21 protein-coding genes are annotated in these 24,403 nt (G+C 68.6%); 13 read left to right on the plus strand and 8 right to left on the minus strand.

Features of this window, described 5'->3' with window-relative positions; genetic code table 11:
* Positions 1-7: 7 nt before the first annotated feature.
* Entirely contained in the window at positions 8-1,402 is a 1,395-nt protein-coding gene (locus tag ABZ319_RS03805; RefSeq protein ID WP_354984771.1) for a condensation domain-containing protein, read from the plus strand.
* A 9-nt stretch (positions 1,403-1,411) separates the two neighbouring features.
* On the opposite strand, the gene ABZ319_RS03810 is transcribed toward ABZ319_RS03805, so the two are convergent.
* On the minus strand, positions 1,412-2,467 hold the full coding sequence (locus ABZ319_RS03810; protein ID WP_354984772.1) for an alpha/beta hydrolase family protein: 1,056 nt from the start codon (positions 2,465-2,467) through the stop codon (positions 1,412-1,414).
* Positions 2,468-2,778: 311 nt separating this feature from the next.
* Between ABZ319_RS03810 and ABZ319_RS03815 the strand changes: the two genes are divergently transcribed.
* Positions 2,779-4,011 carry a helix-turn-helix domain-containing protein gene (locus tag ABZ319_RS03815; RefSeq protein WP_354984773.1) on the plus strand — a complete coding sequence of 411 codons (1,233 nt, stop codon included), beginning with the start codon at positions 2,779-2,781 and terminating at the stop codon, positions 4,009-4,011.
* Here ABZ319_RS03815 and ABZ319_RS03820 read toward each other — a convergent pair.
* Complete coding sequence (locus tag ABZ319_RS03820; protein ID WP_354984774.1) at positions 3,989-5,227, minus strand: MaoC family dehydratase N-terminal domain-containing protein; 1,239 nt, start codon at positions 5,225-5,227, stop codon at positions 3,989-3,991. The two genes, ABZ319_RS03815 and ABZ319_RS03820, sit on opposite strands and share 23 nt — an antisense overlap.
* A 174-nt stretch (positions 5,228-5,401) precedes the next feature.
* On the opposite strand from ABZ319_RS03820, the gene ABZ319_RS03825 reads away from it, so the two are divergent.
* Entirely contained in the window at positions 5,402-6,592 is a 1,191-nt protein-coding gene (locus tag ABZ319_RS03825; protein WP_354984775.1) for a lipase, read from the plus strand.
* Positions 6,593-6,622: 30 nt separating this feature from the next.
* Here ABZ319_RS03825 and ABZ319_RS03830 read toward each other — a convergent pair whose 3' ends face one another.
* Positions 6,623-7,282: a helix-turn-helix domain-containing protein gene (locus ABZ319_RS03830; protein WP_354984776.1), complete on the minus strand. Its 660-nt coding sequence runs from the start codon at positions 7,280-7,282 to the stop codon at positions 6,623-6,625.
* Between the two features lie 103 nt (positions 7,283-7,385).
* Between ABZ319_RS03830 and ABZ319_RS03835 the strand changes: the two genes are divergently transcribed.
* Positions 7,386-8,759 (plus strand): AarF/ABC1/UbiB kinase family protein, encoded by a 1,374-nt coding sequence (locus ABZ319_RS03835; protein ID WP_354984777.1) that lies wholly within the window; start codon positions 7,386-7,388, stop codon positions 8,757-8,759.
* 76 nt (positions 8,760-8,835) lie between these two features.
* On the opposite strand, the gene ABZ319_RS03840 is transcribed toward ABZ319_RS03835, so the two are convergent.
* Positions 8,836-10,200, minus strand: coding sequence for a DUF1254 domain-containing protein (locus ABZ319_RS03840; protein ID WP_354984778.1), 1,365 nt, complete (start codon positions 10,198-10,200; stop codon positions 8,836-8,838).
* 322 nt (positions 10,201-10,522) lie between these two features.
* Between ABZ319_RS03840 and ABZ319_RS03845 the strand changes: the two genes are divergently transcribed.
* The 4 genes from ABZ319_RS03845 (at position 10,523) to ABZ319_RS03860 (ending at position 14,262) form a co-directional block, all read left to right on the plus strand.
* Complete coding sequence (locus tag ABZ319_RS03845; RefSeq protein WP_354984810.1) at positions 10,523-11,359, plus strand: ABC transporter permease; 837 nt, start codon at positions 10,523-10,525, stop codon at positions 11,357-11,359.
* Positions 11,356-12,411: an ABC transporter substrate-binding protein gene (locus ABZ319_RS03850; RefSeq protein ID WP_354984779.1), complete on the plus strand. Its 1,056-nt coding sequence runs from the start codon at positions 11,356-11,358 to the stop codon at positions 12,409-12,411. The genes ABZ319_RS03845 and ABZ319_RS03850 overlap by 4 nt, the downstream gene beginning before the upstream one ends.
* Entirely contained in the window at positions 12,408-13,208 is an 801-nt protein-coding gene (locus ABZ319_RS03855; protein ID WP_354984780.1) for an ABC transporter ATP-binding protein, read from the plus strand. The genes ABZ319_RS03850 and ABZ319_RS03855 overlap by 4 nt, the downstream gene beginning before the upstream one ends.
* A gap of 139 nt (positions 13,209-13,347) precedes the next feature.
* Positions 13,348-14,262 carry an alpha/beta hydrolase family protein gene (locus tag ABZ319_RS03860; protein ID WP_354984781.1) on the plus strand — a complete coding sequence of 305 codons (915 nt, stop codon included), beginning with the start codon at positions 13,348-13,350 and terminating at the stop codon, positions 14,260-14,262.
* Between the two features lie 39 nt (positions 14,263-14,301).
* On the opposite strand, the gene ABZ319_RS03865 is transcribed toward ABZ319_RS03860, so the two are convergent.
* Genes ABZ319_RS03865 through ABZ319_RS03875 form a run of 3 tightly spaced genes read right to left on the minus strand, consistent with a single transcriptional unit; the run spans position 14,302 to position 19,097 of the window.
* Positions 14,302-15,003: an ABC transporter ATP-binding protein gene (locus tag ABZ319_RS03865; protein WP_354984811.1), complete on the minus strand. Its 702-nt coding sequence runs from the start codon at positions 15,001-15,003 to the stop codon at positions 14,302-14,304.
* 8 nt (positions 15,004-15,011) lie between these two features.
* Complete coding sequence (locus ABZ319_RS03870) at positions 15,012-17,801, minus strand: branched-chain amino acid ABC transporter permease/ATP-binding protein (RefSeq protein WP_354984782.1); 2,790 nt, start codon at positions 17,799-17,801, stop codon at positions 15,012-15,014.
* A 48-nt stretch (positions 17,802-17,849) separates the two neighbouring features.
* Positions 17,850-19,097: an ABC transporter substrate-binding protein gene (locus ABZ319_RS03875; protein ID WP_354984783.1), complete on the minus strand. Its 1,248-nt coding sequence runs from the start codon at positions 19,095-19,097 to the stop codon at positions 17,850-17,852.
* A gap of 230 nt (positions 19,098-19,327) precedes the next feature.
* Here ABZ319_RS03875 and ABZ319_RS03880 point away from each other — a divergent pair, with 230 nt between their 5' ends.
* The 4 genes from ABZ319_RS03880 to ABZ319_RS03895 all read left to right on the plus strand — a co-directional run bounded on the left by ABZ319_RS03880 (position 19,328) and on the right by ABZ319_RS03895 (position 22,872).
* Positions 19,328-19,978, plus strand: coding sequence for an ABC transporter permease (locus ABZ319_RS03880; RefSeq protein ID WP_354984812.1), 651 nt, complete (start codon positions 19,328-19,330; stop codon positions 19,976-19,978).
* Complete coding sequence (locus ABZ319_RS03885; protein WP_354984784.1) at positions 19,971-21,143, plus strand: ABC transporter ATP-binding protein; 1,173 nt, start codon at positions 19,971-19,973, stop codon at positions 21,141-21,143. Before ABZ319_RS03880 ends, ABZ319_RS03885 begins: the two co-directional genes overlap by 8 nt.
* Entirely contained in the window at positions 21,140-21,889 is a 750-nt protein-coding gene (locus ABZ319_RS03890; protein ID WP_354984785.1) for an ABC transporter permease subunit, read from the plus strand. The genes ABZ319_RS03885 and ABZ319_RS03890 overlap by 4 nt, the downstream gene beginning before the upstream one ends.
* 89 nt (positions 21,890-21,978) lie before the next feature.
* Positions 21,979-22,872: a glycine betaine ABC transporter substrate-binding protein gene (locus ABZ319_RS03895; RefSeq protein WP_354984813.1), complete on the plus strand. Its 894-nt coding sequence runs from the start codon at positions 21,979-21,981 to the stop codon at positions 22,870-22,872.
* A 6-nt stretch (positions 22,873-22,878) separates the two neighbouring features.
* Here the strand turns inward: ABZ319_RS03895 and ABZ319_RS03900 are convergent, their stop codons facing one another.
* On the minus strand, positions 22,879-23,070 hold the full coding sequence (locus ABZ319_RS03900) for a DUF4177 domain-containing protein (RefSeq protein WP_354984786.1): 192 nt from the start codon (positions 23,068-23,070) through the stop codon (positions 22,879-22,881).
* A 273-nt stretch (positions 23,071-23,343) separates the two neighbouring features.
* Here ABZ319_RS03900 and ABZ319_RS03905 point away from each other — a divergent pair, with 273 nt between their 5' ends.
* A complete protein-coding gene (locus ABZ319_RS03905; protein WP_354984787.1) occupies positions 23,344-24,366 on the plus strand; it encodes an alpha/beta hydrolase family protein in 1,023 nt (340 codons plus the stop codon).
* The last annotated feature ends 37 nt before the right edge of the window (positions 24,367-24,403 follow it).

The raw sequence follows: 24,403 nt of genomic DNA on the forward strand, positions 1-24,403 counted from the left end.
ATGAACCATGGTGAGTTTCGGATTGATCGACGAGTGGGAGCCCGCCTCGGGCCGGGTACTGACCTGGGCGGCCACGCCCGCGGCACTGGCCGCCGCGGCGATCGCACCGGTCCATCCCGCACCGCCGTCCCATCAGCAGGAGGAGTACCTGCGCGCCGCGGACCGCAACTCCGGCACGGACTTCCGCTTCTCCGGACTGTGCCTGGTCACCGCCGAGGTGCCCGGACTGCTGGACCGCGACGCCATGACGCGGGCGATCAACGCGTTCCTGCTGCGGCACGACACCTTCCGCACCTGGTTCGAGCGCGCCGAGGGCGGCGAACTGCTGCGGCATCTGCTGCCGCCCGAGGCGGTCGCCTTCGAACCCACCGACCACGGCGAGATAGACAACTCCGAAGCCATTCGCCAGCACGTGCACAAGACCACACCGGGTCCGTTCCAGTGGGACTGCTTCACCTTCGGGGCCATCGAGCACGGGGACGCCACCACCCTGTACCTGGCGGTCGATCATCTGCACACCGACGGTGTCGCACAGTACATCTCGTGCTTCGACCTGGCCCAGTTGTACGCCCGCGAGATTGGCGAGCTCACCGAGCCGCTCATGGAACCGGCCAGCTTCGTGGATTACTGCGCGCGCGAACGCGAACGCTCGGCCCAGCTCACCGCGGCGTCCCCCGGGGTGCGCAGATGGCTGGAGCTGGTGCGCGGCAACGACGGTGAATTACCTTCTTTCCCTTTGGATCTGGGCACCCGGCTGGACGGTTACAGCCGCAGCGCCCATCGCACGCTGCCGCTGTTCGACGAAGCCCAGGCCCGCCGCTTCGAGAGCGCCTGCGAGGCGAACGGCGCGGAGTTCACCGGTGGCATCTTCGCGATCGCAGCGCTGACCCAGCGCGAACTCACCGGCGGTGACTACTACTTCGGCATGACCCCCATCAGCACCCGCGCGACCTTCGCCGAGATCGCCACCGTGGGCTGGTTCGTCACCCTCGTCCCGGTGGCGTTCCCGGTGAGCGCCACCGCGGACTTCGACCGCACCGTGACTCGCGCCCAGCGCGCGTACGAGAACGGGGTGCGCCTGACGGGGGTCTCGTTCCATCGCGTGCTGGAACTGGCCGCCGACGACGCCACCGTCGCGGTGCCCGCCGGCTGGGTGACCCCGATGATCTCCTACGTCGATGCCCGGGACTTCGTGGGCAACGAACTGTTCGACGTGGCCAACGGCGGGGTGTACGCCAATCGCGCTGCGAGCGAACAGGTTCTGATGTGGATCAACCGGCTGCCCGCGGGCACGTCGCTGAGCGTCATCTATCCCGACACCCCGGTCGCGCACGAATCGGTGGATCGCTATCTCACCGTCATGCGGGCGGGCTTCCTGCGCGCCGCGGGCGTGGATGGCTGAGCCGAGCGGTCACCGAGCCAGGGCCGCTTCGAACAGCGGCCAGGAGTTGTGCAGATCCTGCTGCCAGTACGGCCAGGAGTGGGTGCCGCTCGGGCGCATGTCGAAGGTCGCCGGAATATCCAACTCGCGCAGTCGATCCCGTAGCTGACCGGTGCATCGAGCCGTCACCGCGTCCAGGATGCCGCCGATCACCAGTTGGTCGACCAGCTTGACCGGATTCCCGTTCACCCCCGGCCCGCCGAGGGTGTCGTAGGGACCCGGGATGCCCGTTCCGGTGGCGACGTAGATCGCCAGCCCGCGCAGGCCGTCCGCGTGCAGGTACGGATCGTTGACCGCCCAGGCCGGATCCCCCGGCGGCCCCCACATATTGAGCGGATTGCCGCGCCGCGAGGCCACGATGGCATTGACCATCAACTGCCCCGACGGATCGCTGGTGCGCACGCAGCCGCTGTAGGAACCGATCGCGCGGTACCTGCCGGGGGCGGCCAGGGCCAGGCGGAACACCGACGAGCTCGCCATCGACAGGCCCGCGACGGCATTGGCCCCGGTGCCGTGGAAGGCCGAATCGATGACCGGGGGCAGTTCCGCGGTCAGGAAGGTGATCCAGCGCTGGCGGCCCAGGACCGGGTCGTCGGTCCGCCAGTCCGCGAAGAAGCTGCCCCCGCCGCCGACCGGCATCACCACGGTCACCTGTTTGTCCGCGAAGAAGCGTTCGGCGTCGGTTCTGGTGAGCCAGTTCGCGCCGTCGCTCCACAGCCCGGTGTCCGAGCCGCCGTCGACACCGTTGAGCAGATACAGCACCGGGGCCGATCGTGAATCATCTTGCGCCGGCAGTATTTCCACCGGAATCGGGCGGCCCATGGCCGTCGAGTACACGCTGAGGTTCACGATGCGCCCGGGCCCCTGTCCGGCCGAGATCAGATGCGCGCCATCGGCTCCCGGCCGGGCGGCGACCATCGCCCGCTCGGGCAGCGGGGCCTGGATCTCCACGACCGGCTCGGCGCGGACCGTGCCGAGCGAGGCCAGGAACAGCAGGGTGACGAACAGCAGGGCCACGCGCATCATGCGGACGAAAGTAGGCCCGCGCGGCCACGGAAATCGCAGGTCACCCGAATCCTGGAGAACACTCCAGTCGGACCGCGCCCGGGCTGGTATCGACCACAACCACGATCGCGCCGAAAAGATGAGCGACCGCGCACATCTATCGCCCGGATTGGGTCCCCGCACGCCGAACGCACGGCGATAACAGCAGGTGGAAGCCGATTTCACCGAGCACGGAAACCGGAGGCGGAAGGGAGTAGAAGGTGAGCCGAAGATCACCTTAGAGTTCGGTTGGCGCCGTTGACGTGCGGTATCCATCTCGAAGGGAGTCGACGATGACATCCGACAGAGCACACGGAACGGGACTGATGGTCTCGGGCGAGCCGATGTCCGGCCCACTGCGGGATGTGGGCAAGGTATCTCGAAAACTGGTGGGGCACTTCATAGACAACGTGATCCCGTGCGGCACGCTGCCCGGCGACGTCATCTCCGGGGAGGTCACCGCCATCACCCGCGTCTGCCTCGAGCTGGCGGTGAGCATGCTGGACGGCCAGGACATCCCCGCCAAGACCGGGCGGCTGAGCGAGGCGGCGGCCGGCTGGGCCCGCGAAGGCGTGCCGATCGACACCGTCCTGCACTCGATTCACGAGGGCTTCAAACTCGGGATGGATCTGATCCTGTCCGACGCCGCGGCCCACGAGGACTACCGCAGTCTCGTGACCGGGGCGAAGCTCGTGGTGGAGATGCTGGACACCATCTCGGTGCCGGTGGTCGCCGCGTACGTGCGCGAGCACCGTGCGGTCGTGAGCGAGCACCACACCTCGGTGCACACGCTGACCTCGGCGCTGCTGAGCGGGCACGCCACCTCGACCATGGCCCGCGAATGCGGCATCGACATCGCGCCCGAGTATTCGGTGCTGGCGCTGTCGATTCCGGAGCACCCGGACGAACGCCATCCCATGCTCGACGGCCGGGTGGTCGCCCGCCGCAAACTGCGCCGCCTGCAGGCCGAACTCGCCACCCGCTGCGGTGACACCGCGCTGGCGCTGCTGAGCGTGGACGGCGGCACCCTGCTCGTGCCCACCGTGGCGACCGACCCCGCCGGGCTGGACGAACTGCTCGCCCGGCTCTCGGCGGCGGCCCGGGTCCCGGTCACCGCGACCGTGGTCGTCACGACACCCGGCGATGTGCCGTCCGCGGCCGATCGCGCGCACGAGCTGCTGGACATGGTGCAGCGCCTGAACTGCGAGGCCGGGCTGTTCCGCTTCGCGGACATGGCCCTGGAATATCAGCTGACCCGGCCGGGATTGGGCCGGGAGATGCTCGGCGCGCTGCTGGATCCGCTGGACAACCACCCGGAACTGCTCCAGACCCTGCGCTGCCACATCAGCACCAATCTCAATCGCCAGCGCACCGCGCGCCTGCTGCACGTGCACACCAACACCGTGGACTACCGGATCAAACGGATCTGCCAGCTCACCGGATTCGACCCCGCGGCGGCCTCGGGACTGTGGCAGCTGCGCGCGGCGCTGATCGCGCGCTCGTTCAACGCCGCCGATCCGGGGTGAAGTTCACCTCGGCGGTCGCGTAGCCGAACAGCTTGGCGCCCTGCGACTTCGCGTCGATGGCGATGGTGGCTACCCGGCGGCGGCGATCGCAGGCCACGACCCGGCCATTGAATTCCAGTCCCGCGCCGCCGATGTCGGGCACCGCCAGGTGGTGCATGCGGTCGGAGTACTCGACCCAGTATTTGGTGACCGCGGCCGGATCTCGCGTCCAATCGCTGACGTAGCCGGTGGCCAGCGCCGACACCAGCATGCTCGGCACCACCAGCGCGGGCCGGTCGCGGGACAGGAAGCGGTCCGACACCGTCCCGGGTTCCGGATCGCCCACGGCGAGGCCGTAATTCACGATATCGCCGGCCGCGAGGGTGAAGTCCGCGGTGGGCAGTTCGGTGCCGACCACCAGGGCGTCGAAGTCGATGCCTGTCCACGCCGTGCGGCTGTTGCGGATCACCCGCCGGCCCGGCGTCGCCGTGACCGGGGCCGGGCGCGCGGTGCGGATCGCGCCGTCACCGGCGGACAGGGTGCTGGTGAGCAGCGCCGCCGATCCGCGCTGCACCACCGCGCCGAGCTGGTCGGTGAGCACCCCGGTGACCGTGACGACGTCGAACGAGCGCAGGTGCCTGACCGATTCGAAGGTGATCTCGCACTCGAGCACGTCACCGGCCAGGAGCGGGCGGTCGATCTCGAGGGTCTGATCCACGTGGACCACCCGATCGATCCGGTGGCCCGACAGCAACCGCGCGAGGATCTCCGATCGCGCGCGCTGCCAGACCAGCGTGGCGAAGGTGGGCGGTGCGACCACCGCGTCGAATCCCAGCTGGCGAGCCGCGGATTCGTGCCAGTGCGCGGGATGATAAGCCTGCACGGCGCGAGCGAATTCCCGAATTCGGCCGCGTTCCACCGGAAACGGGCTCGCACACCGGAACCGCTTGCCGACCAATTCCCGGGACCGGGCCGGCGCTACTCGCTGGGGACCACTCATCATCGGTTCCTTTCGGGTGAGACGCCGCCGTGCGGCGGTTCCCGCGTCCGGAATCGGCACGCCGGTTCGGACCATGATTCGCCTTCCGGAAACTCGAGTGTGGAATCGATTTCGATGTCTGGGTGAATTCACCACCGGCCGCCGCTTCGACTTGTGACGGTGCAGCATCCGCCGAACGAGCGGGCAGGGCCCGGCGCAACCTCGCGGTTTCGGCGCGAATGCCCGCGCGACGCGCATATCTTGTCGAGCCTCATGGTTTGCACCCACCGAATTGGTGACCTATCCAGAACCGGGTTTCAGCGGGTCCGGACGCCGGTGCGCCGGTCCTAGCGTTGCCGTGGTCGCGAGATCCGAAACCACCTCCGTGGCAATACGACTCGCACCGAGAAATGCGCTGGAGAAAGGCAAGGAATGACACGAAGCAAACGCCCCGGGGCGATACGGGTGGCGGTGCTGACCGGGGTGGCGATGCTGGCCCTGGGATTCACCGGATCGACGACCCGGGCCGAACCCGAAGCACCGGCCACCGAACAGCAACTGGCCGATTACATCGCGGCGGGGGTCAAGGGGGGACCGATCGCGGGGACCGGATCCGCCTGCACCTCCGGCAGCGGGGCGGGCTCGGGCAACGGGTCCGGGGACTGCCTGGGCGGATCCGGGTCCAGCTCGGGCTCCTCGGGCGGGCGCTCGTCCGACACCCAGCAGTACGGCCCGGAGATGACCTCGTGGACGGCGGCCTTCGGATACGGGCTGCTCAATCCCGATGCCGCGCCACCGGGCACCAACGACTGGAACTGCAAACCCACCGCGGAGCATCCGCGTCCGGTCGTGCTGGTGCACGGCACCTGGATGAACGCCTACAACGGCTTCGCGTACATGAGCAAGCCCATCACCGACGCCGGATTCTGCACCTTCACCTTCAACTACGGCCGATCCGACCTGGTACAGGGCGGCGGTCTCGGGTCGCTGCTACCCGGTGTGATGGGCACCGGCTACATCCAGGATTCGGCCAAACAGCTGGCCGTGTTCGTGGATCGGGTGCTGGCCGCGACCGGTGCGGGCAAGGCCGACATCGTGGCGCACTCGCAGGGCGGCTCGATGGCCAACTGGTACACCAAGTTCGAGGGCGGTGCGGCCAAGACGCAGAATCTGATCACCTACGGGGCGACCCACCACGGGACCTCCCTCGTCGGGATCGGGGCGCTGGGCCGGGCCGTCAACAACTTCGGCATCGACGTGCTGGGCCTGGTCGAGATCTTCGTGGGCCACGCGGGCATCCAGCAGACCGTCGGCTCGGACTTCGTGAACAAGCTCAACGCAAACGGGGACACCGTGCCGGGCATCGACTACACGATCGTCGGCAGCCGGTACGACGAGATCACCAACCCGTACGAGCTGACCTTCCTGAAGGCAGGGCCCGGTGCGCGGGTGCAGAACATCGTCCTACAGGACGGCTGTGAACAGGACGTCTCCGATCATCTGACGATGATGTACTCACCGCGTGCGCTGTCCATCGCGCTGCGGGCGCTGGATCCGGTGAAGTTCCCCACCCTGCAGTGCACCTTCAATCCGTGGGTGATCGGCGGTGGCGGCGGGCTCTGACCGGACGTGCCGGTGCGGCGGCGCTGCTCATCAGCCGCCCGCCGGCACACTCTCGGACAACTCCGATTCGATCCACGCGGCCATCATGCGGGCCGTCGTGGCGATGACCTCCTGACGCTCGTCGCTCCCGATCTCCACCGCCGACGCGCGGACCACGGCGGCGAAGCCGGTATTGACGAACACGAACGACATCACATCGTATTTGTGGTCGTTTCCCGGGCCCATGATCTGGATCAGCAGCACCTTGACCAGCAATCGGAAGCGCGGCTCCAATTCGGGCAGGCCGCTGCTGTAGAACTGCACGCCGGCCACCAGCGCCCGCACCAATTTCGCGTTCTCCACGAGCTCCTCGGCGAACACCTCGAGAATATCGGTGATCACCCGCGACCGATATTGCAGCGACGGCATTTTCGGTTCCGGCCGAACGCTGGACAACCACTGGGTGAAACGCCGCTCGAGCTGCTCCAGCAGGCGCTGCAGCAGTTCCTCCACCATGACGCTGCGATCGGCGAAATAGCGGTACACCGTGCCGATGCTGACCTCGGCTTCGGCGGCGATGCGATTGGTCGAGGTGTCGGCGATACCGCGTTCACCGAACAATCGGGCGGCGGTGTCGAGAATGTGATCGCGGGTTTCCCGCGAACGCTGCTGGGTCGGAGTACGACGCCGCGGTGGAGCTTTCGGCGGCATATATCCTCCTGCCGTGCGGTCAAGAATGAGCTTTGCTCATCTTAGGGTGACACGCACGCGGTGATGTAGGTTTTTCGCCACGGGCCGCAGGGAGGTACGAAGAATGGCGAGTCGAGTTCCCAAGGGCAGACTCGTGCGCGGCGGCCAATTGGGACGGCTCGCGGCGGGGCAGGCCGCACGCGGCGTGGGCACCCGGCTGGCGATGATCGGGCAGCCGGAACAGGCGCGCCGGGTGCTGGCCGAGCGGTCCGCCATGCAGGCCGCGCAGCAACTGGTGACCATCCTGGGCGGGATGAAGGGCGCGGCGATGAAGCTGGGCCAGATGCTGTCGGTGCTCGATGTCGATCTCGTGCCCGAGGAGCATCGAGAGTTGTTCCGGGACAAGCTCGCCGAGCTGCGCTCGCGCGCGCCGGTCGTGTCCTTCGCCGCCATGCGCGCGGTGATAGAGGACGATCTCGGCCCGCTCGCAAGAACTTTCGCCGATTTCGAGGAGACGCCGGTCGCCGCCGCCTCGATCGGGCAGGTGTACCGGGCCACCCTGCGCGACGGTCGCACGGTCGCGGTGAAGGTGAAGTACCCGGGCGTGGACGAAGCCGTACACGCGGACCTGCGCAATCTCGAATTCTTCAGCAGGATGTGGCGTTCCGCGCTGCCGAGCGCGGCCGATGCCGGGGTGCTGGACGCGGTCGCCCGCAATATCGGCGGCGAACTCGACTACGCCCGCGAGGCGCTGACCCAGCATCGGGTGGCCGCGCGCTACCGGGGGCATCCGTTCATCACCGTGCCCGACGCGATCGAAGAGTATTGCGGCCCACATGTTCTCGTCACCGAGTTCGTCGAGGGCACCTCGTTCGAGCACATGCGAACCCTCCCCGATGACGAGCGCGACCGCATCGGTGAGCTGATCTACCGCTTCTACATCAACGCGCTGTTCACCGACCACGAGTTCTGCGGCGATCCGCACCCGGGCAACATCCTGCTCGCCGCGGACGGCCGGGTCGGGTTCGTCGACTTCGGCCTCTACAGCACCATGGATCCGGTGCACGTGGAGTTCGAACGCACCGCCCTGTGCGCGGCCGGCGAACACCGGGCCGCGGACCTGTACGGGCAATGGGTGGATCGCGGCATCATCGATCCCGGCGCGGGGGTCTCGCCGCAGGAATGCCTGGACTACGTGTGGGCGGCGGCGGGCTGGCACCTGCTCGACGAACAGGTCGCCATCACCCCCGAACTGGCCACCGGCGCGCTTGTCCTCGCCGTCAATCCCCGCTCGGCCGAGTTTCGCGGGATGCGCCGCCAACTCCTCCCGCCCGAACACGTCTTCTCCCGCCGCACCGACCTGTTCACCTTCGCCGCCCTCGGCCAGCTCCGCACCACCGCGAATTGGCACCGCATCGCCCGCGAATGGCTCTACGACGAGCCGCCCACCACCGAGATCGGGTGGGCGATAGCGGCCTGGCGGGACGCACGCGGCTGAAGCGGAGTGCCGGAGTCCGCGAGCGGATTCCGGGCGGGGCGAGTCCACGATTCCGCCGAGCGGCCGGTCGTGCACCTCACCGGGTGAAGGTGTGTCCGGCGGCGTCGACGACCACGGGATCGTCGAGTTGCCACTGTTTGTTCAAGACTCCCGGCCCGACACCGTAGAAGCGGAACATCAACTCGAAGGTCTCGCTCTCACCGGTGCCGACACAGTTGGCTTCCATGCCCGGTATCGCGGTGGGGCCCAGGTAGACGTCGACGGAGCCGTCCTCGTTCACCCGCAGTCCGGGCTGCTGGGAGGACACCGAGTAGGTGGCGTTGCCGCGAATGAGGGTGTGGTCCTCACCGTCGTACATCGTGACGGACCAGTACTGGGACACCGGGACCCCGGCGGGCACGCGCAGGCGGTAGGTACGGTCGGATCGCAGGATCTCACCGTGCGCATCTCGCAGGTTGACCAGGTAGAACTGGCCCACGCCAAGACGTTTGAGGCCGATGAAGGCCATGTGATACACGACCGCGCGATCGGTGTACGGATAGACCTCGCCGTCGGCGAAGTTGTGGCTCTGGCCCTCGGTGAAGTCCCGGCCTGCGGGGAAGAACCAGTGCCTGCCGTCGTAGAACGGCGGGTCGTTGCGGTAGATCTCCCGGATCGAGGCATGCGCTTCGCGCACAGCTTCTTCCAGCAATTCCACGCGTCGGGGGTCGGGTTCGAACGGTGTCCCGCGTTCGATGCCGATCGTGGCCAGCATCTCGGCGAAAGCGCGGTCGCGCGGGAGCCACGGTTCGGCCTGGACGACCCGGTCGAGGGCCTTCCAGAACTCGAGAGTGTAGGGAATGCGGGTGTCGACGAGTTCGCCGAACAGGTCTCGCCGCGGCGTTTCGGGTGGATTGTCCGCGGCGGCGAGAGGGTAGATACGGATGCCGCGGCAGTACTCCAAGCCGGAGTCGAGTGCCTGCTGGGTGGCTTCGGGTAGCACCGACCGCAGCAGGGCGTAGGTCTGGTTGGTGTCCGATGGCAGTACGAGGTAGCCCTCGGGCACCGCACCGTCGAATCCGGGCGGCAGGATCAGGTAGCGCGCACCGTTGCCTGCGTCGGCCCCGAACTTGCCGACGTCTTCCAGGGGCACCTGCCAGATGTTGCAGAGGCTGCCGTTGAGTACGTGCTCGTCGGTGGCCGGTGGGATATCGACGACGATGGGGCCGTCACGGCCCGGGTCCATGAACGCCATGTAGTAGATCAGGTCCGGGTTCGGGGTCAGAGTCTGATTGCGCCAGTCGAGCAACTTCGACCAATACAAGAACTCGATCTTGCGGTCCGGTGCCATCACCGACCGCATGACCTCGAAATTCACCGCGGCCATACCCCAGATCGCCGCCTCCACCGCCCGCCTGTACACCAGGCGATCGGCGATATCCCGCTCTGCGACATCAGTCATCATCCGCCTCCCGACGAGGGAACTCGCTCGACGGCGCCGGCACAGCGCCCCGGTCGACAAGCCAGTTTTGCCCCCGCGTCCCCTTGGCGATTCACCCGGCACGGGTGAACCCGCGCGGTGCTGCAACTCTGACGACGACTTCGGCGCCTGCCGGTTCGAATCACGGCGATCGTGAACCTGGCCGGGGGCGGGCGCGGCGGACAGGATCCAGGCGGAAGGTTCCGGCTCGGGGCCTCGAGGTTCCGGACTTGGGCAGGGTGGCAATCGGGTGACGCAGGCGGCGACCGTGGTCGCGAGCGCGGACAGCGCCGTGACCTCGTCGATCAAGAAGCGGGTGGGCCGGGGAGCCGATGGCTCGCGGGTGCGCGGGCTGGGGGTGCGGCTGCTGTCGCTCGGGGTGTTCGTCGCGCTGTGGTGGGCGGTCACCGCCGCCGAACTCGTTGACGCGCAATTCCTTCCGGGGCCGCACGCGGTGTGGGACGCGTTCGTGCGGGCCAACAGCTGGCACGAACTCGCGCCGGGAGTGCCCCGCGAGGTGCGCGGCGAGCAGAACTACTTCCTGTGGGAGCACCTGGTCGCGAGCCTGCAGCGCATCGGGATCGGGGCCGGAGCGGCCGTGCTGCTCGGGCCGCCGGTGGGCTTCGTACTCGGCAGCTCCCGGCTGGTGAGCGCGATCGTCGAGCCGTACCTGAACTTCCTGCGCATGCTGCCCCCGCTCGGCTACATCGGGCTGCTGATCGTCTGGTTCGGCATCGGCGACACGTCCAAGAACTGGCTGCTGTTCCTGGCCGCGTTCCCGCCCATCGTCATCGCGACCATGTCCGGCGTGCAGGGTGTTTCGGCCGATCGGATCAACGCCGCCCGGTCGCTGGGCGCGAACCGGCGGCAGGTGATCACGCGGGTGCTGTTGCCCGCGACCCTGCCCGAGGTGATCGGCGGGATCCGCGTTGCGGTCGGGTTCGCCTGGACCACGGTCGTCGCCGCCGAGCTCAACAACGGCATTCCCGGTATCGGCGGACTCGCGTATCTGGCCGGGCAGCAGCTCAATACGCCGCTGACCGTCGCCTGCATCATCGTCATCGGACTCACCGCGCTGGCCCTGGACGCGGTAATCAAACAGGTCGGCGTCCTGGCCGTCCCCTGGAAAGGTTTGGCATGAAACGCACTTACGCCGCGCTGGCGCTGGCCGGCGCCCTCACCCTGGCCCTGACCGGATGCGTGGAATCCAATCGAACCGACTCCGCCGGTACCGGGGACACGGTGGCCTGCCCGGTGGCGGTCGACGAAAGCTTCACCGGGACCGTACGACTGGGTTACCAGGACATCCCCAACGGTGATCTGATCGTCAAGGACACCGGGCTGCTGCAGACCTGCCTGCCCAAGGCCACGATCACCTGGTCCAAGTTCGCCTCGGGCGCCACGGTCATCCAGGCGTTCGGCTCGAACTCCATCGATCTGGCGCTGCTCGGCAGTGCTGCTGTGGCACGGGCGGTTTCGGCGCCGCTGAACCTGGATGTCAAGACGGTGTGGATCCACGACGTGATCGGCGCGGCGGAATCGCTCGCGGTCAAGGACCCGGCCATCACCACGGTGGCGGGCCTGCGCGGGAAGAAGATCGCGGTGCCGTTCGCCAGCACCTCGCACTACAGTCTGCTGGCGGCGCTCACCGCGGCGGGCATCGAACGCGACGTCACGCTGGTGAATCTGGCTCCGGACGCGATTCTGGGCGCCTGGCAGGGCGGCGGGATCGATGCGGCGTTCGTCTGGGATCCGACGCTGAGCCGCCTGCTGGAGAACGGGCACACCGTGACCACGGCCGCGGACACCGCCAAGGCCGGGAAGCCGACCTTCGACCTGGCCGGGGCGCGCGGCGAATTCGTCGGCGCCAACCCGAAATTCCTGGCGGTGTGGACCGCGGCGCAGAACTGGGCCGTGCAGCAGATCGCGAAGGATCCGCAGGGCGCGGCCACCCACATCGCGGCGCAGCTGGGGATTTCGGTCGACGAGGTGCGTAAGCAGTTGGGCGGCTATGTGTTCCTCGACGCCGCAGCGCAGGCCGGGCAGCCCTACCTGGGTAAGCAGCTGGGTGCGGACCTGCAAGGTTCCGCCCAATTCCTGTTGAGCCAGGGCGAGATTCAGGGCCTGGCCGCACCGGAGAAATACACGGCCGCGGTGTACGCCGACGCGGCCGCCGGGGTGAGCGCCAAGTGAGTTCGGCGCTCGATCTGCGCGATCGGGTCGTGCTGACCGATGTGTCCAAGACCTATGCGAGCGCGAACGGGCCGACGGTCGCGCTCGCGCCCACCGATCTGGTCATCGAGCCCGGCGAATTCGTGAGCGTGGTCGGGCCGTCCGGCTGCGGGAAAACCACGCTGCTGCAGTTGCTGGGCGGGTTCCTGACCCCGACCAGCGGCGATCTGCTGGTGGGTCCGGACCGCGTCGCCGGGCCGAGCCCGGAGCGCGGGGTGGTCTTCCAGTCCCCCACCCTCTACCCCTGGCTCTCGGTGCGCGGCAACATCGAGTTCGGGCCCAAATGCCGTGGCGTGGATCGCAAGACGCGCCGGTCCGAAGCCGAGCGACTGCTGGAGCTGGTGGGCCTGGGGGCCGAGGTCGGCGGACAGCGGCCCTATCAGCTGTCCGGCGGTATGCAGCAGCGCGCGCAGATCGCCCGCGTACTGATCAACGATCCGCGCATCATCCTCATGGACGAGCCGTTCGGCGCGCTGGACCAGTTGACCCGGGAGCGCTTGCAGGTCGAGCTGCTGCGGCTGTGGCGGCAGGCGGGCAAAACCATTGTCTTCGTAACGCATTCGGTGGAGGAGGCGGTGTTCCTGTCCACCCGGGTGCTGGTGATGAGCGCGCGGCCGGGGCGGGTCATCGTGGACCGGCGCATCGAACTCCCGGGTGATTCACCCGACCACCCGCGCGAGCTCGCCGTGACATCCACGCCGGAATTCCAGTCGCTCAAATCGGAACTGGCGCAGGCGATCTACGACGCGCACCGCTGACATCCGCGCAGGTGGGCGGGCTGCCGGAGCGCGACGGAGACCGAGTTGCCCAGCAAAAAGCACTTTTCCGGCGCAGCGTGCACATCATCCCGCCCGTAATGGGTACAACCCAGTGGTGACCGCAAGAAAGCCCTGGGCTGTGCTCGCGTCAGTCATAGCCGCCACCGCCATCGCCCTTCCGACCGCCGCGGCGGCCCCACCCGAGGGGGTGGTCGCCGAGGTGGCCGATGGGGAGCAGTTCTCCACCCTCGACGTCTACTCCCCCGCCATGAACCAGGTCGTCTCCAATCGGGTGATCCGGGCCGCGGGCGGCGGCCCGGCCCCGACGCTGTATCTGCTCACCGGCGCGGGTGGCGGCGAGGACGGCATCTCCTGGTGGAACGACACCGACGTGCGAAAGTTCTTCGCGGACAAGAACGTCAACGTGGTACTGCCGACCGGCGGGGCATACAGCCTGTACACCGACTGGATGGCCGACGACCCGATCGCGGGCCGCAACAAATGGCAGACCTACCTCACGCGGGAGTTGCCCGCGGTGGTCGACGCGCAACTGGGGACCACCGGCCGCAATGCCGTCGCGGGGGTGTCCATGAGCGCGGGTTCGGCCATCGACCTGGCCATTCAGGCGCCCGAGGTCTACGACGCCGTCGCCGCCTTCAGCGGGTGTCCGTGGTCATCCGACGCCGCCGGGGTGATCATGGCGGGGGCCGTCGTGCTGCGCGGCGGCGGCAATCCCGGCAACGTGTGGGGCGCACCCGGCGGCGAGCTGTGGCGGGCGCACGACCCGTACCTGCACGCCGACCGGCTGGCGGGCAAGACGGTCTTTCTCTCCGCCGCCACCGGGCAGCCCGGCGCGATCGACGGGGGCGGGCTGCCCGCGCCGATCGTCGAGGCCATCGCTAATTCCTGCACCGGCGCCTACGCGAGCCACCTGGCGGAGAACGGGATCCACTCGATCTACGTCCATCGCCCGGAGGGTTCGCACACCTGGGGTCAGTTCCAGACGGACCTGTACGAGTCGTGGCCGCATCTGGCGCGCGCCATCGGCGCCTGATCGGGATTCGCGCCCACCCCGGGTGAGCGACGCGTCCGATCAGCCGCCGAGATAGGCGCGTTCGACCCGTTCGGGATCGTCGCGGAAGGCGAGCGCGGTGTCCTGGTCCGCGATATGGCCGTGCACCAGGATCGCCGCGCGATCGGCGACGCCCAGGGCCAGGTGCACGTGCTGCTCGACCAGCAGCACGCTCAGCTGTTCCTCGGTCGTGAGCGTGCGCAGCACGGCCAGGATCTCGGTGACGATCACCGGGGCCAGGCCCATGCTCAATTCGTCGATGAGCAGCACCTTCGGCCGCTGCAGCAGGGCCCGCCCGATGGCCAGCATCTGCTGCTCGCCGCCCGAGAGCCGGCCCGCCGCCACCCCGAGCCGCTTCTCCAGGGCCGGAAAGTATTCCAGGATCTGCTCCACCCCACTGCGCCGGCGTGCACGATCGGCGATCGCCAGCTGCAGGTTCTGCCGGGTGGTCAGTTGACGAAACAGCGCGCGATCGTCGGGCACGAGAACCATTCCCGCTCGCACCGTTTCGCGCGGCCGGCCGCTGCCGATCCCGTTCCCCCCGACGAGCACCTCACCGGCGTCGCGGGGCACGAGCCCGGACAACGCCATGAGCAGCGTGGTCTTCCCGGCTCCGTTCGGCCCGAGCAGGCAGGTGATCTCCCCCGCCGTGAGCGCCAGGTCGACCTCGCGCACGCAGGGCCGCTGCTTGACGTATCCGGCCGAGAGCCCCCGGCATTCCATGGCGACGGTCACCGCGCGGTCTCCTTCTCAGCCGTTGCGCCGGTGCGCGATTCGGGTGCGGTAGCTTCGCCGGGCGCGGGTTCCGCCGATTCCGCGGGCAGACCGAGGTAGGCGCGACGGACGTCGGGGTGGGCGCGGATCTCGTCGGGGGTGCCGGTCGCGATGACCTCGCCGAGGTCCAGGACGATCACGCGGTCGCAGATGGTCAGGACCAGTTCCATATCGTGGTCGACCAGCAGGATCGCGGTGCCGCCGTCGCGGACCGAGCGCAATTTCTCACCGAGCCAGCGGCTTTCGCCGTGGTCCAGGCCCGCGGCGGGCTCGTCGAGCAGGGCGACCTTGGGTTCGGCCGCCAGCACGCGGGCCATCGACACCAGCTGGCGCTGGCCCTGCGAGAGCGAAGCGGCTTCGCGGTCTGCCAGCTCGTCCAGGCCCAGCACCGCCAGCGTCCGCGACACCCGCTGGGCGATGGGCAGTTCCGAGTGCGAGCGGGCCGCGCCCGCGCGCACGTTCTCCGCGACGGTGAGATCGTCGTACAGCTCCACGTCCTGGAAGCTGCGGCCGAGGCCGGCGCGGCTGCGCCGGTGCGGGGCCTGCCCGTCGATCGCGACGCCCGCCAGGCGCACCGATCCGGTCGCGGCCGCGAACCCGGTGACCGCGTCGATGACCGTCGTCTTGCCCGCGCCGTTCGGCCCGATCAGACCGACGATCTCGCTCGGGCGAACCTCGAAGCTGACGTCGGTGGCGGCCTTGACCGCACCGTAGGCGACGCTCACCCCGGTCACCGCGAACACCGGGACGGCCGAATCGATGGGCGTGGGCGCGGTCACCGCCGCCACGGGAGCGGGCGGTGTGCCCTTGCCGCCGAACAGCGTCCACGCGGGCCAGGGCAGGCGGGGCAGTTTGGCGGCGATGCCGTCGGGATTGGTCATGACGGTCACGATGAGCAGTACGCCGCTGGTCACCGCGTAATAGTCACCGGCGCCGAGGAATCGGTCGACCAGCAGGTACAGCACGCCACCCGGGGCCATGATCCCGGCCAGAATCGCGCCGGTGATGGAGGTGATGCCCGCGACGTAGATGATCGCGAACAGCGAGATGCCGAGGAAGACCGCGAACGGCTCCGGGGTCGCCACACTGTGCTGATAGCCCAGCAGCGCCCCGCACAGCCCGGCGATGAACGCGCCGATCGCGAAGGCCAGCAGCTTGGTTCGCGACACGTCGATGCCCGCGGCGGCCGCCGAGCGCTCGTTGGCGCGCACGGCGAGCATGTCGGTGCCGAGCCTGCTGCGGCGCAGCCACGCGACCCCGAGACCAACTGCGGTGAGCACGGCCAGGCACAGCAGTGCGAAGGCCATGCGCGGATACGCTTCGCCCGCACCGATTCCCAGGTCGATGCCGAACAGGCGCGGGGTGTCGATGCGCGCGCCGTCGACACCGCCGTTCAGGTCCGAATTGCGGAACCAGAACGCCTCCACGAACACCGCAAGCGCCAGGGTCACCACCGTCAGCGGCAGGCCGCGGACCCGCAGGGCGGGCAGGCCGACCACCACGCCGACGAACGTGGCGAACAGGGCCGCCAGGATCGGCGCGAACGGAAACGGCACGCCCAGATGCAGATTGAGCACGCTCACCGCGTAGGCCGAGACTCCGGCCAGGGTGAGCTGGGCGAGCGAGATCTGCCCGGCGTACCCGGTGATGACCACCTGGGACAACCCGAGCAGGGCGAAGATGATGCTGCTGACGATGGCGGCGCGGTAACTGCCGGTCGTCGCCAGCAGCGCGACCACGACCACGGCCAGCGACACCAGCACCGGGACGGCGACGGCGTTCGGCCGGGGCGCGCGACCGAGCGTCTTGCGCACCACGCTGCCGCGGTCGGGCAGCGGCCGGCCCTTGAACACCAGAAACCCGAGAATCAGCAGCAGCGAAATCGCTTCGGCCATACCGGACTTGGGCACCCAGTCGTACAGGGACTGCAGATTGGTGGATTCAGCCTGCAGCGCGCCGATCGCGATGCCAGCCGCCACCGTGAGCGCGATCGAACCGAAGTTGCCGACCAGGGTGGCCGCCAGCGCGGGCACGATGAACAGCGAGTAGGCGATCGGGTTGAGCGCGACCAGCGGGGCAATGAGAATGCCGCTCAGGCCCGCGACCACCGAGGACAGCGCCCAGTTGCTGAAGGCGATCCGATCGGGTGAGAGACCGGTGAGGTAGGCGCCCTTCTCCGATTCCGCGGCCGCCTCGGTCGCGACGCCGAAGCGGGTGAGGCGGAAAATCGCCAGCGCCGCCAGGGCAATCACCACGACCGCCACCGCCAGCCAGATCCGATCGGTGGGCACCTTGCGCGCGCCGATCGCGAAACTGTCGAGCTTGAAGATCGGCTCCACCGAGATCAATCCGGTGCCCACGCGCTGGGCGATGAGCGCCTGGATGACGATCATCAGGCCGATCGAGGCCACGGCCTTGGCGACCACCGGGGCGTCGCGCAGCGGCCGGAAGATCAGGGCGTAGCAGAGCACGCCGAGAACGGCGGCGACAACCAGGGAGATCGCCATGGCCGGGCCCACACCGAGTCGCTGCCCGACATCGATCGTCTTGGGCAGACCCGGTATGGGGACCATGAATTCACCGGTCCGCAGCAGGGCGTAGGTGTACGCGGTGTAGAGCGCGACGGTTCCGGTCGCGAAATTCACGACGCCCGAACTCTTGAACGTCATCACGAGCGCGAGACCGAGCGCCGCGTACACCGCCCCGTTGCCCAAACCGAGCACGAGGAAGGAAACATGGTCTGTCATTGGCGAATCTCTCTGGCTGAAGCCGGCTGTAAACCCTTCGCGCGCGGGCTATCCGGCGAGCTTCAGGTTCACCGCCACGCCCTTGTCGTTGATCTCGCCGTACATCATCTGGCGCGAGCAGATCGAGGCCATCATGGGCGCCGCGGTGCCGTCGCAGGTGAAGGTGATGCCGCCGCCCGCGGGCATCTCGATGCCCTTGGCGGCCTTGAGCGCGTCCTTGATGGCGGCCGGGGTGATCTCGCCCTGGATGCCGGCGCCGGCCTTCACCACCGCCATGACGACCTGGTAGCCCGAGGCGGCCATGCCGGTGACGTGGGTGTCGGGCGCGTACTGCTGCAGCACCGAGCGGTAGAGCACCGAATCCGGGCGATCGGAGAGGTAGTCGGTGCCGGTGACACCGATGCTGCCGATCACCGCGTCCATGCCGATGATCTTGGTGACGGCCGGATCCAGGCAGACCGGAATGAAGACCTTCTTCACCGCGGGGTCGGTGGTCTGGATCGCCTTGAACACCGAGCTACAGGTGGCGGCGTCGGCGACCACGCTCACGCCTTCGGGCTTGCTGGACAGGCCCGAGGTGACCAGCGGGGTCGGGTCCGGCACGCCCAGCGGGATCGGCACGACCTTCAGGTCGATGCCGGCGGCCTTGAAGATGGGCGAGCCCATCGCGTTGATGATCGCGCCCGCGCCGCCGCCGTCACTGGCGAAGATGGTGAAGGACTTCAGGTTCTGCGACTTCGCCGCCGCGGTCATGGCGGTGAGCATGCCGGGCAGGCCCGCCGACAGCGCCGAGGAACCCGGCGAGGTCAGCTCGGCAGCGGACACGCCGCTGAGGGTGATGTACGGGATGTTCGCGCCCGCCACGATGGGAACGACCGTGCCGCCCTGGGAGGTGCCCGCCGCGAGCACGGCGCTGACCTTCTTCTCCACCAACTCGTTGGCGCACTTGGTCGCCGAGGTCGGCTCCTCCTGCTGCTTGCAGACGATGAGCTCGATCGGGCGGCCCGCGAATCCGCCGGCGTTCTTGTTGACGTACTGCACGGCGGCTTCCGCGCCCGCGCGAATCTCGGGAAGCGAGACCACCGCGCCGCCCTCGGTCGAGACGAACCCGATCTTCACCGGGTCGCCGCTGGCCGGGTTGCTCGTCAGCGACGTGGTCGCCGCGCCGGCGACGGGATTGTTCGCGTCCGATCCCTCATCGCCCGCGCAACCCGTCGCTGCGAGTGCCGTGAACAGCACCAGAGCGCTGACCGTCGCGAAAGTCCGCCTGCGGCGCCGAAGTCCACCGTAATGCATATGTCCGAGCTCTCCTTCTACACCAGCAAGGGCCTGGTGTTCTGCGACACACTAGAGGGCACGGGTAATCTGCACCACTTATCGAGTAAGCCGCAGCACTTACTCGCCGGTAGCCTCCGCGCCCGCTCGCCGCGGGGATCGGCATCCTTCGCGTCGGCCGAATTCCCAAATGGCGGAGGGTCTTCCGGATATGCTCGCCGGGGACGCCGACCAGTGGAGAGGTAAGCACACTGGACACCCTGTGGAGCTTTGTCGTCGATCACCGCCGTCAATTACTGATGGACGGATATCTGCACGTCTCCGCCGTGGTCCAATCGGTGCTGATCGCCACGCTCGTCGCCGTGGCGCTCGGGGTGCTGGTGTACCGCAGTCCGCTCGGCTCGGCCGCGGCCACCGCGACGGCCAGCATCATCCTGACCGTGCCGTCGTTCGCGCTGCTGGGCCTGCTCATCCCGTTCATGGGTCTCGGTGTGCCGCCGACGATCACCGCGCTCGTGCTGTACGCGCTGCTGCCCATTCTGCGCAATACGATCGTCGGGCTGGCCGCCGTCGATCCGGCGGTCTCCGACGCCGCGCGCGGGGTCGGCATGAATCGCACGCGGGTGCTGACACGGATCGAATTGCCGCTGGCCTGGCCCGCCATTCTCGCCGGAATGCGCACCAGCACAGCGCTGATCATGGGCATTCTCGCCATCGCCGCCTACGCCAAAGGGCCGGGGCTGGGCAATCTCATCTTCTCCGGGCTCGCGCGGGTCGGCAGCCCGAACGCGGTGCCGCAGGCGTTGACCGGTACGGCGCTGATCGTGATTCTCGCGCTGGTGCTGGATGGAATGCTCGTGCTCGTCGGCCGATTCACCACACCCGGGAGCGTCCGTGACTGAAACTCGCGCAACCAGGGCCGTGTCCGGCGCCGAGATCGTGTTGGACGATGTCACCAAACACTATCCGGGGCAGGCCGATCCGGCGGTGCAGCGGGTATCGATGGTCATTCCGGCCGGGGAGATCGTGGTGCTGGTCGGGCCGTCCGGATGCGGCAAGACGACCACCATGCGAATGATCAATCGGCTGATCGAGCCGACCTCGGGCGCCATCACCATCGACGGGCTCGACGTGCTCGGCATGAATCCGGATCAATTGCGGCGCGGGATCGGCTATTCGATTCAGCAGGCGGGATTGTTCCCGCATCTTTCGGTCGCCAAGAATGTGGCGACGGTGCCCGGGCTCATCGGCTGGGATCGGCGGCGGGTCAGCGCGCGGGTGGATGAAATGCTGGAGTTGGTCGGGCTGGATCCGAAGGCGTTCCGGGACAGGTATCCGCGGCAATTGTCCGGCGGGCAGCAGCAGCGCGTGGGTGTGGCCCGCGCGCTCGCCGCCGATCCGCCGGTGCTGTTGATGGACGAGCCGTTCGGTGCGGTGGATCCCATTACCCGCGGGCTACTCCAGGACGAATTGCTGCAATTGCAGGCGGAATTGGGCAAGACGATCGTCTTCGTGACGCACGACTTCAACGAGGCGGTCAAGCTCGGGGATCGCATCGCGGTGCTCGGCGATCGATCCGCCATTCTGCAGTACGACACCCCCGCGGCGATTCTGGCGAGGCCGGCCGACGAGACGGTCGCCGGATTCGTGGGCGCGGACGCCGGGCTGAAGCAGCTCACCCTGACCAGGGTGCGGGACGTACCGCTCGAGGATTGCGCGGTCGCGGTGGAATCGGCCGCGGTGCAATCGCTTCGGGACGCCATCGGGGACGACGAGCGGGACTGGGGGCTCGTGCTGGACGAGCAGCGGCGGCCGGTGCGCTGGGTGACCCCGGCACAGCTCGCACACGCGGATTCGCTGCGCACGGCCGGAACCCCGGTGGGCAGCGGGGTGTCAGTGGAATCGACATTGCAGCGAGCGCTCGAATCGCTGCTGGCGGAGAGCAACGCCCACGCCGTTGTCACCGGGCCGGACGGCGAGTACGCGGGCCTGATCACCATCGACACCCTCGTCTCGCATCTGTCCGAGATGCGAGACACGCACGGGCGCAACGGCGGCGGCCGATGACCAGTGCGCCGGAACGGCAGGCCGACCGCATCCGGCTGATCGCCCAGCCCCTGCTGGCGCTCGCGCTGGGAGCGGGGGTGCTGGCGTGGGCCTTCGCGCGCGAATTGACCGTGACCCAGCAGGCCAGCCTCACCGCGGGCAACATCGCCTCGGTGACCGGGCAGCACGTGCGGATCACCGCGACGGTGGTTGCCATCGTCATCGCCATCGCGGTGCCGCTCGGAACGCTGCTCACCCGCCCCGGATTGCGGCGGCTCGCACCGCTTTTCGTCGGGATAGCCAATATCGGCGCGGCGGCGCCGGCCATCGGGCTCATCGTGCTGTTCTATCTGCTCACCCGCGCCACGGGGTTCTGGACCGGGGTCGCGCCCATCGTGCTGCTGTCGTTGCTGCCGGTGCTGCGCAACACCATTCTCGGGTACCAGCAGGTGGATCCGGCGGTCATCGACGCCGCGCGCGGGCAGGGCATGGGAGCGCCGACGGTGCTGCGGCGCATCGAGTTTCCGCTCGCGGTGCCGTACATCCTGGCCGGGCTGCGGACCTCGCTCGTGCTGGCGGTCGGCACGGCCACGCTGTCGTTCCTGGTGAGCGCCGGCGGGCTGGGGATTCTCATCGACACCGGATACAAGCTGCGCGACAACGTCACGCTCTGGGTGGGTGCGCTACTGGCGGTGGCGCTGGCGTTGCTCATCGATTGGCTGGGTGCACTGGCCGAGCGGTACCTCGAACCACGGGGGCTGCGGTGAGCGGGCGGATACGGCGCGGTTGTGCGGCGCTGGCCACCGGGCTCGCGGTGCTGCTGGTGGCGGCCTGCGGGCTGGAGGCGGGCAGCTCCATGCCGTTGCCAGTGGGCCCGGGCAGCATCGAGGCGCTGCCGGAACTGGACGGGGTGCGAATCACGGTGGGATCCAAGGATTTCACCGAACAGAACGTGCTGGGCTACATCATCGGGTTCGCCCTGAGCGCGGCGGGCGCCGAGGTGCGGGACCTGACCAACATCGTCGGGTCGAACAGTCTGCGGGACGCGCAGTTGCTCGGGCAGGTCGACATCGCCTACGACTACACCGGAACGGGGTGGATCAACTACCTGGGCAACGAGAATCCGGTGCCGGGCTCGGACGAGCAGTTCGCGGCGGTCCGCGACGCCGACCTCGACGAGAACGACATGGTCTGGACCGCGATGGCACCGCTGAACAACACCTACGCCCTGGTCGCCAATCCCCGCACGGCCGCCGAGAAGAACATCGTCACCCTGTCCGACTACGCCGCACTGGTCGCCGCCGACCCGCAGGCGGCCGCCACCTGCGTGGGCACCGAGTTCAACGTCCGCCAGGACGGTTACCCCGGCATGGCTCGCAAATACGGGATCGACGCGGCCGCCGTCCAGAAGCAGATAGTCCAGGACGCCCTGGTCTACCAGGTGACCGCCGACGGAACCCAGTGCCGCTTCGGCTCGGTGGCCGCGACCGACGGCCGCATCCCCGCCCTGAACCTGAAACTCCTCGTCGACGACCGCGGGTTCTTCCCGAAATACAATGCGGCGCTGGTCATGCGACGGGACTTCGCCGAGGCCCACCCGCGGGTGCGCACGGTGCTGGAGCCCATCTCCGCCCTGCTGACCGACGAAGCCATGACCCAGCTCAACCGCGAGGTCGACATCGACGGCCGCGAACCCGCCGAGGTGGCCCGCACCTGGCTGATCGACCGGGGCTTCGTCACCGCGTCCTGACGGACCTCAGGACCGCACTCGCTTCAGAATCACCACGACCTCGGTCGCCTGCCCGGCCCCGAAACTGGGCGCGACGGTGCCGGCCGTCTCCCAGCCCTCTAGGCCGAGCCGATTCAATTCCGTCTCCAGTTCGCCGTAGTCGAAGCCTTTCATCTTCAGCTTGGACGTCACGACCTTGTGCTCGAACTGCGCGACCATGCCCGACTCCTCTCGGTGAACCCGACTACCGGCGGCGCGTGTGCGCGCCCACCTCGATGTGTGCTCGCGCCAGCGTAGGGCGCACAGCGCGCGCGGGCACGACGCCACGTCGGCCGTTTCCGCTGGTGATGCCGCCGCGCGGCGGTGGGGAGCGGTGATCTTCGCCGTCGTCGCAATCGCGCACCGGCGCGCTGACCAAACCACAGGCGGGGTCTGCACGAACTCCTCGCTGGCACGGGCAATACCGATCTGACCGATTTCGGAAGGACCAGCATGGCTAGAGCAGCGAGGACCAGGGTGTGGGCGCGAATCCGGTGGGGATTGGCCGTGGCGGTGGCGGCGGGCGGTGTGGTCGCCGGGGGCGGGCAGGGCGTGGCGGCGCCCGCGGAAGCCGGGGTGGTGTCCGTACGACCGGTCGGTGAGCGCGAGGACATGGTGGAGGTCTTCTCGCCGGCCATGGGGACGGCGATTCCGGTGCGGGTGGTGCGGGCCGCGAGTGCGGCACGGCCGACCCTGTACCTGCTCAACGGATCTCGGGGCGGGCCGGACGAGAGCGGGTGGGACTCGCAGACCGACGCGATGTCGTTCCTGCGCGGCAAGGATGTCAACGTCGTCACGCCGTTCGGCGGCAGCAGTTCGTACTACACGGACTGGGTGCGGGCGGATCCCGTTCTGGGGGTGAACAAATGGCAGACCTTCCTCACCCGTGAGCTGCCGCCGGTGATCGAGGGGCTGCTGGGCTCCAACGGAACCCGGGCGCTCGCGGGGGTCTCCATGAGCGGCACCTCGGTCCTGAACCTCGCGATCGCCGAACCGGGATTCTGGCGCGGCGTCGCCTCCTACAGCGGCTGCGCGCAGACCTCGGATCCGGTGGGGCAGCAGTACGTTCGTATCACCGTCGAGAACTGGGGCGGCGGGCGCAGCGTGGAGAACATGTGGGGTCCCCTGGACGGGCCGCTCTGGCGCGCCAATGATCCGCTGGTCAACGCGGATCGGCTGCGCGGGACCGCCATCTACCTGAGTTCGGGCACGGGGCTGCCCGCGGCGCCGCACGACACCCCGGCCGACCGCCGCGTGGCCGAGGGGCGCATCCCGCTCCCGATCCAGATCGCCTTCGGCGGCGTGATCGAGGCGGCCGTGCGCCAGTGCACCACGAACCTCACCAACCGGCTGAACGAGCTGGCCATCCCGGTGACGGTCGACGAGCGCCCGGTCGGGACGCATTCGTGGGGGTACTGGGAGGACGATCTGCGCACCTCCTGGCCGTTCCTGGCGGGGACGCTCGGCATCGCCTGAGGCCGGCCTCGCCGATCGCCGCATCGAGGCGGCCACT

The organism is Nocardia sp. NPDC005978 (genome assembly GCF_040614455.1).
Taxonomy (GTDB): domain Bacteria; phylum Actinomycetota; class Actinomycetes; order Mycobacteriales; family Mycobacteriaceae; genus Nocardia.

Coding starts and splice junctions, on each gene's coding strand:
- ABZ319_RS03805 (WP_354984771.1), top strand. CDS start 8: ATGGTGAGTTTCGGATTGATCGACGAGTGGGAGCCCGCCTCGGGCCGG.
- ABZ319_RS03810 (WP_354984772.1), bottom strand. CDS start 2,467: ATGATGCGCGTGGCCCTGCTGTTCGTCACCCTGCTGTTCCTGGCCTCG.
- ABZ319_RS03815 (WP_354984773.1), top strand. CDS start 2,779: ATGACATCCGACAGAGCACACGGAACGGGACTGATGGTCTCGGGCGAG.
- ABZ319_RS03820 (WP_354984774.1), bottom strand. CDS start 5,227: ATGCGCGTCGCGCGGGCATTCGCGCCGAAACCGCGAGGTTGCGCCGGG.
- ABZ319_RS03825 (WP_354984775.1), top strand. CDS start 5,402: ATGACACGAAGCAAACGCCCCGGGGCGATACGGGTGGCGGTGCTGACC.
- ABZ319_RS03830 (WP_354984776.1), bottom strand. CDS start 7,282: ATGCCGCCGAAAGCTCCACCGCGGCGTCGTACTCCGACCCAGCAGCGT.
- ABZ319_RS03835 (WP_354984777.1), top strand. CDS start 7,386: ATGGCGAGTCGAGTTCCCAAGGGCAGACTCGTGCGCGGCGGCCAATTG.
- ABZ319_RS03840 (WP_354984778.1), bottom strand. CDS start 10,200: ATGACTGATGTCGCAGAGCGGGATATCGCCGATCGCCTGGTGTACAGG.
- ABZ319_RS03850 (WP_354984779.1), top strand. CDS start 11,356: ATGAAACGCACTTACGCCGCGCTGGCGCTGGCCGGCGCCCTCACCCTG.
- ABZ319_RS03865 (WP_354984811.1), bottom strand. CDS start 15,003: ATGGAATGCCGGGGGCTCTCGGCCGGATACGTCAAGCAGCGGCCCTGC.
- ABZ319_RS03870 (WP_354984782.1), bottom strand. CDS start 17,801: ATGACAGACCATGTTTCCTTCCTCGTGCTCGGTTTGGGCAACGGGGCG.
- ABZ319_RS03875 (WP_354984783.1), bottom strand. CDS start 19,097: ATGCATTACGGTGGACTTCGGCGCCGCAGGCGGACTTTCGCGACGGTC.
- ABZ319_RS03890 (WP_354984785.1), top strand. CDS start 21,140: ATGACCAGTGCGCCGGAACGGCAGGCCGACCGCATCCGGCTGATCGCC.
- ABZ319_RS03895 (WP_354984813.1), top strand. CDS start 21,979: ATGCCGTTGCCAGTGGGCCCGGGCAGCATCGAGGCGCTGCCGGAACTG.
- ABZ319_RS03900 (WP_354984786.1), bottom strand. CDS start 23,070: ATGGTCGCGCAGTTCGAGCACAAGGTCGTGACGTCCAAGCTGAAGATG.
- ABZ319_RS03905 (WP_354984787.1), top strand. CDS start 23,344: ATGGCTAGAGCAGCGAGGACCAGGGTGTGGGCGCGAATCCGGTGGGGA.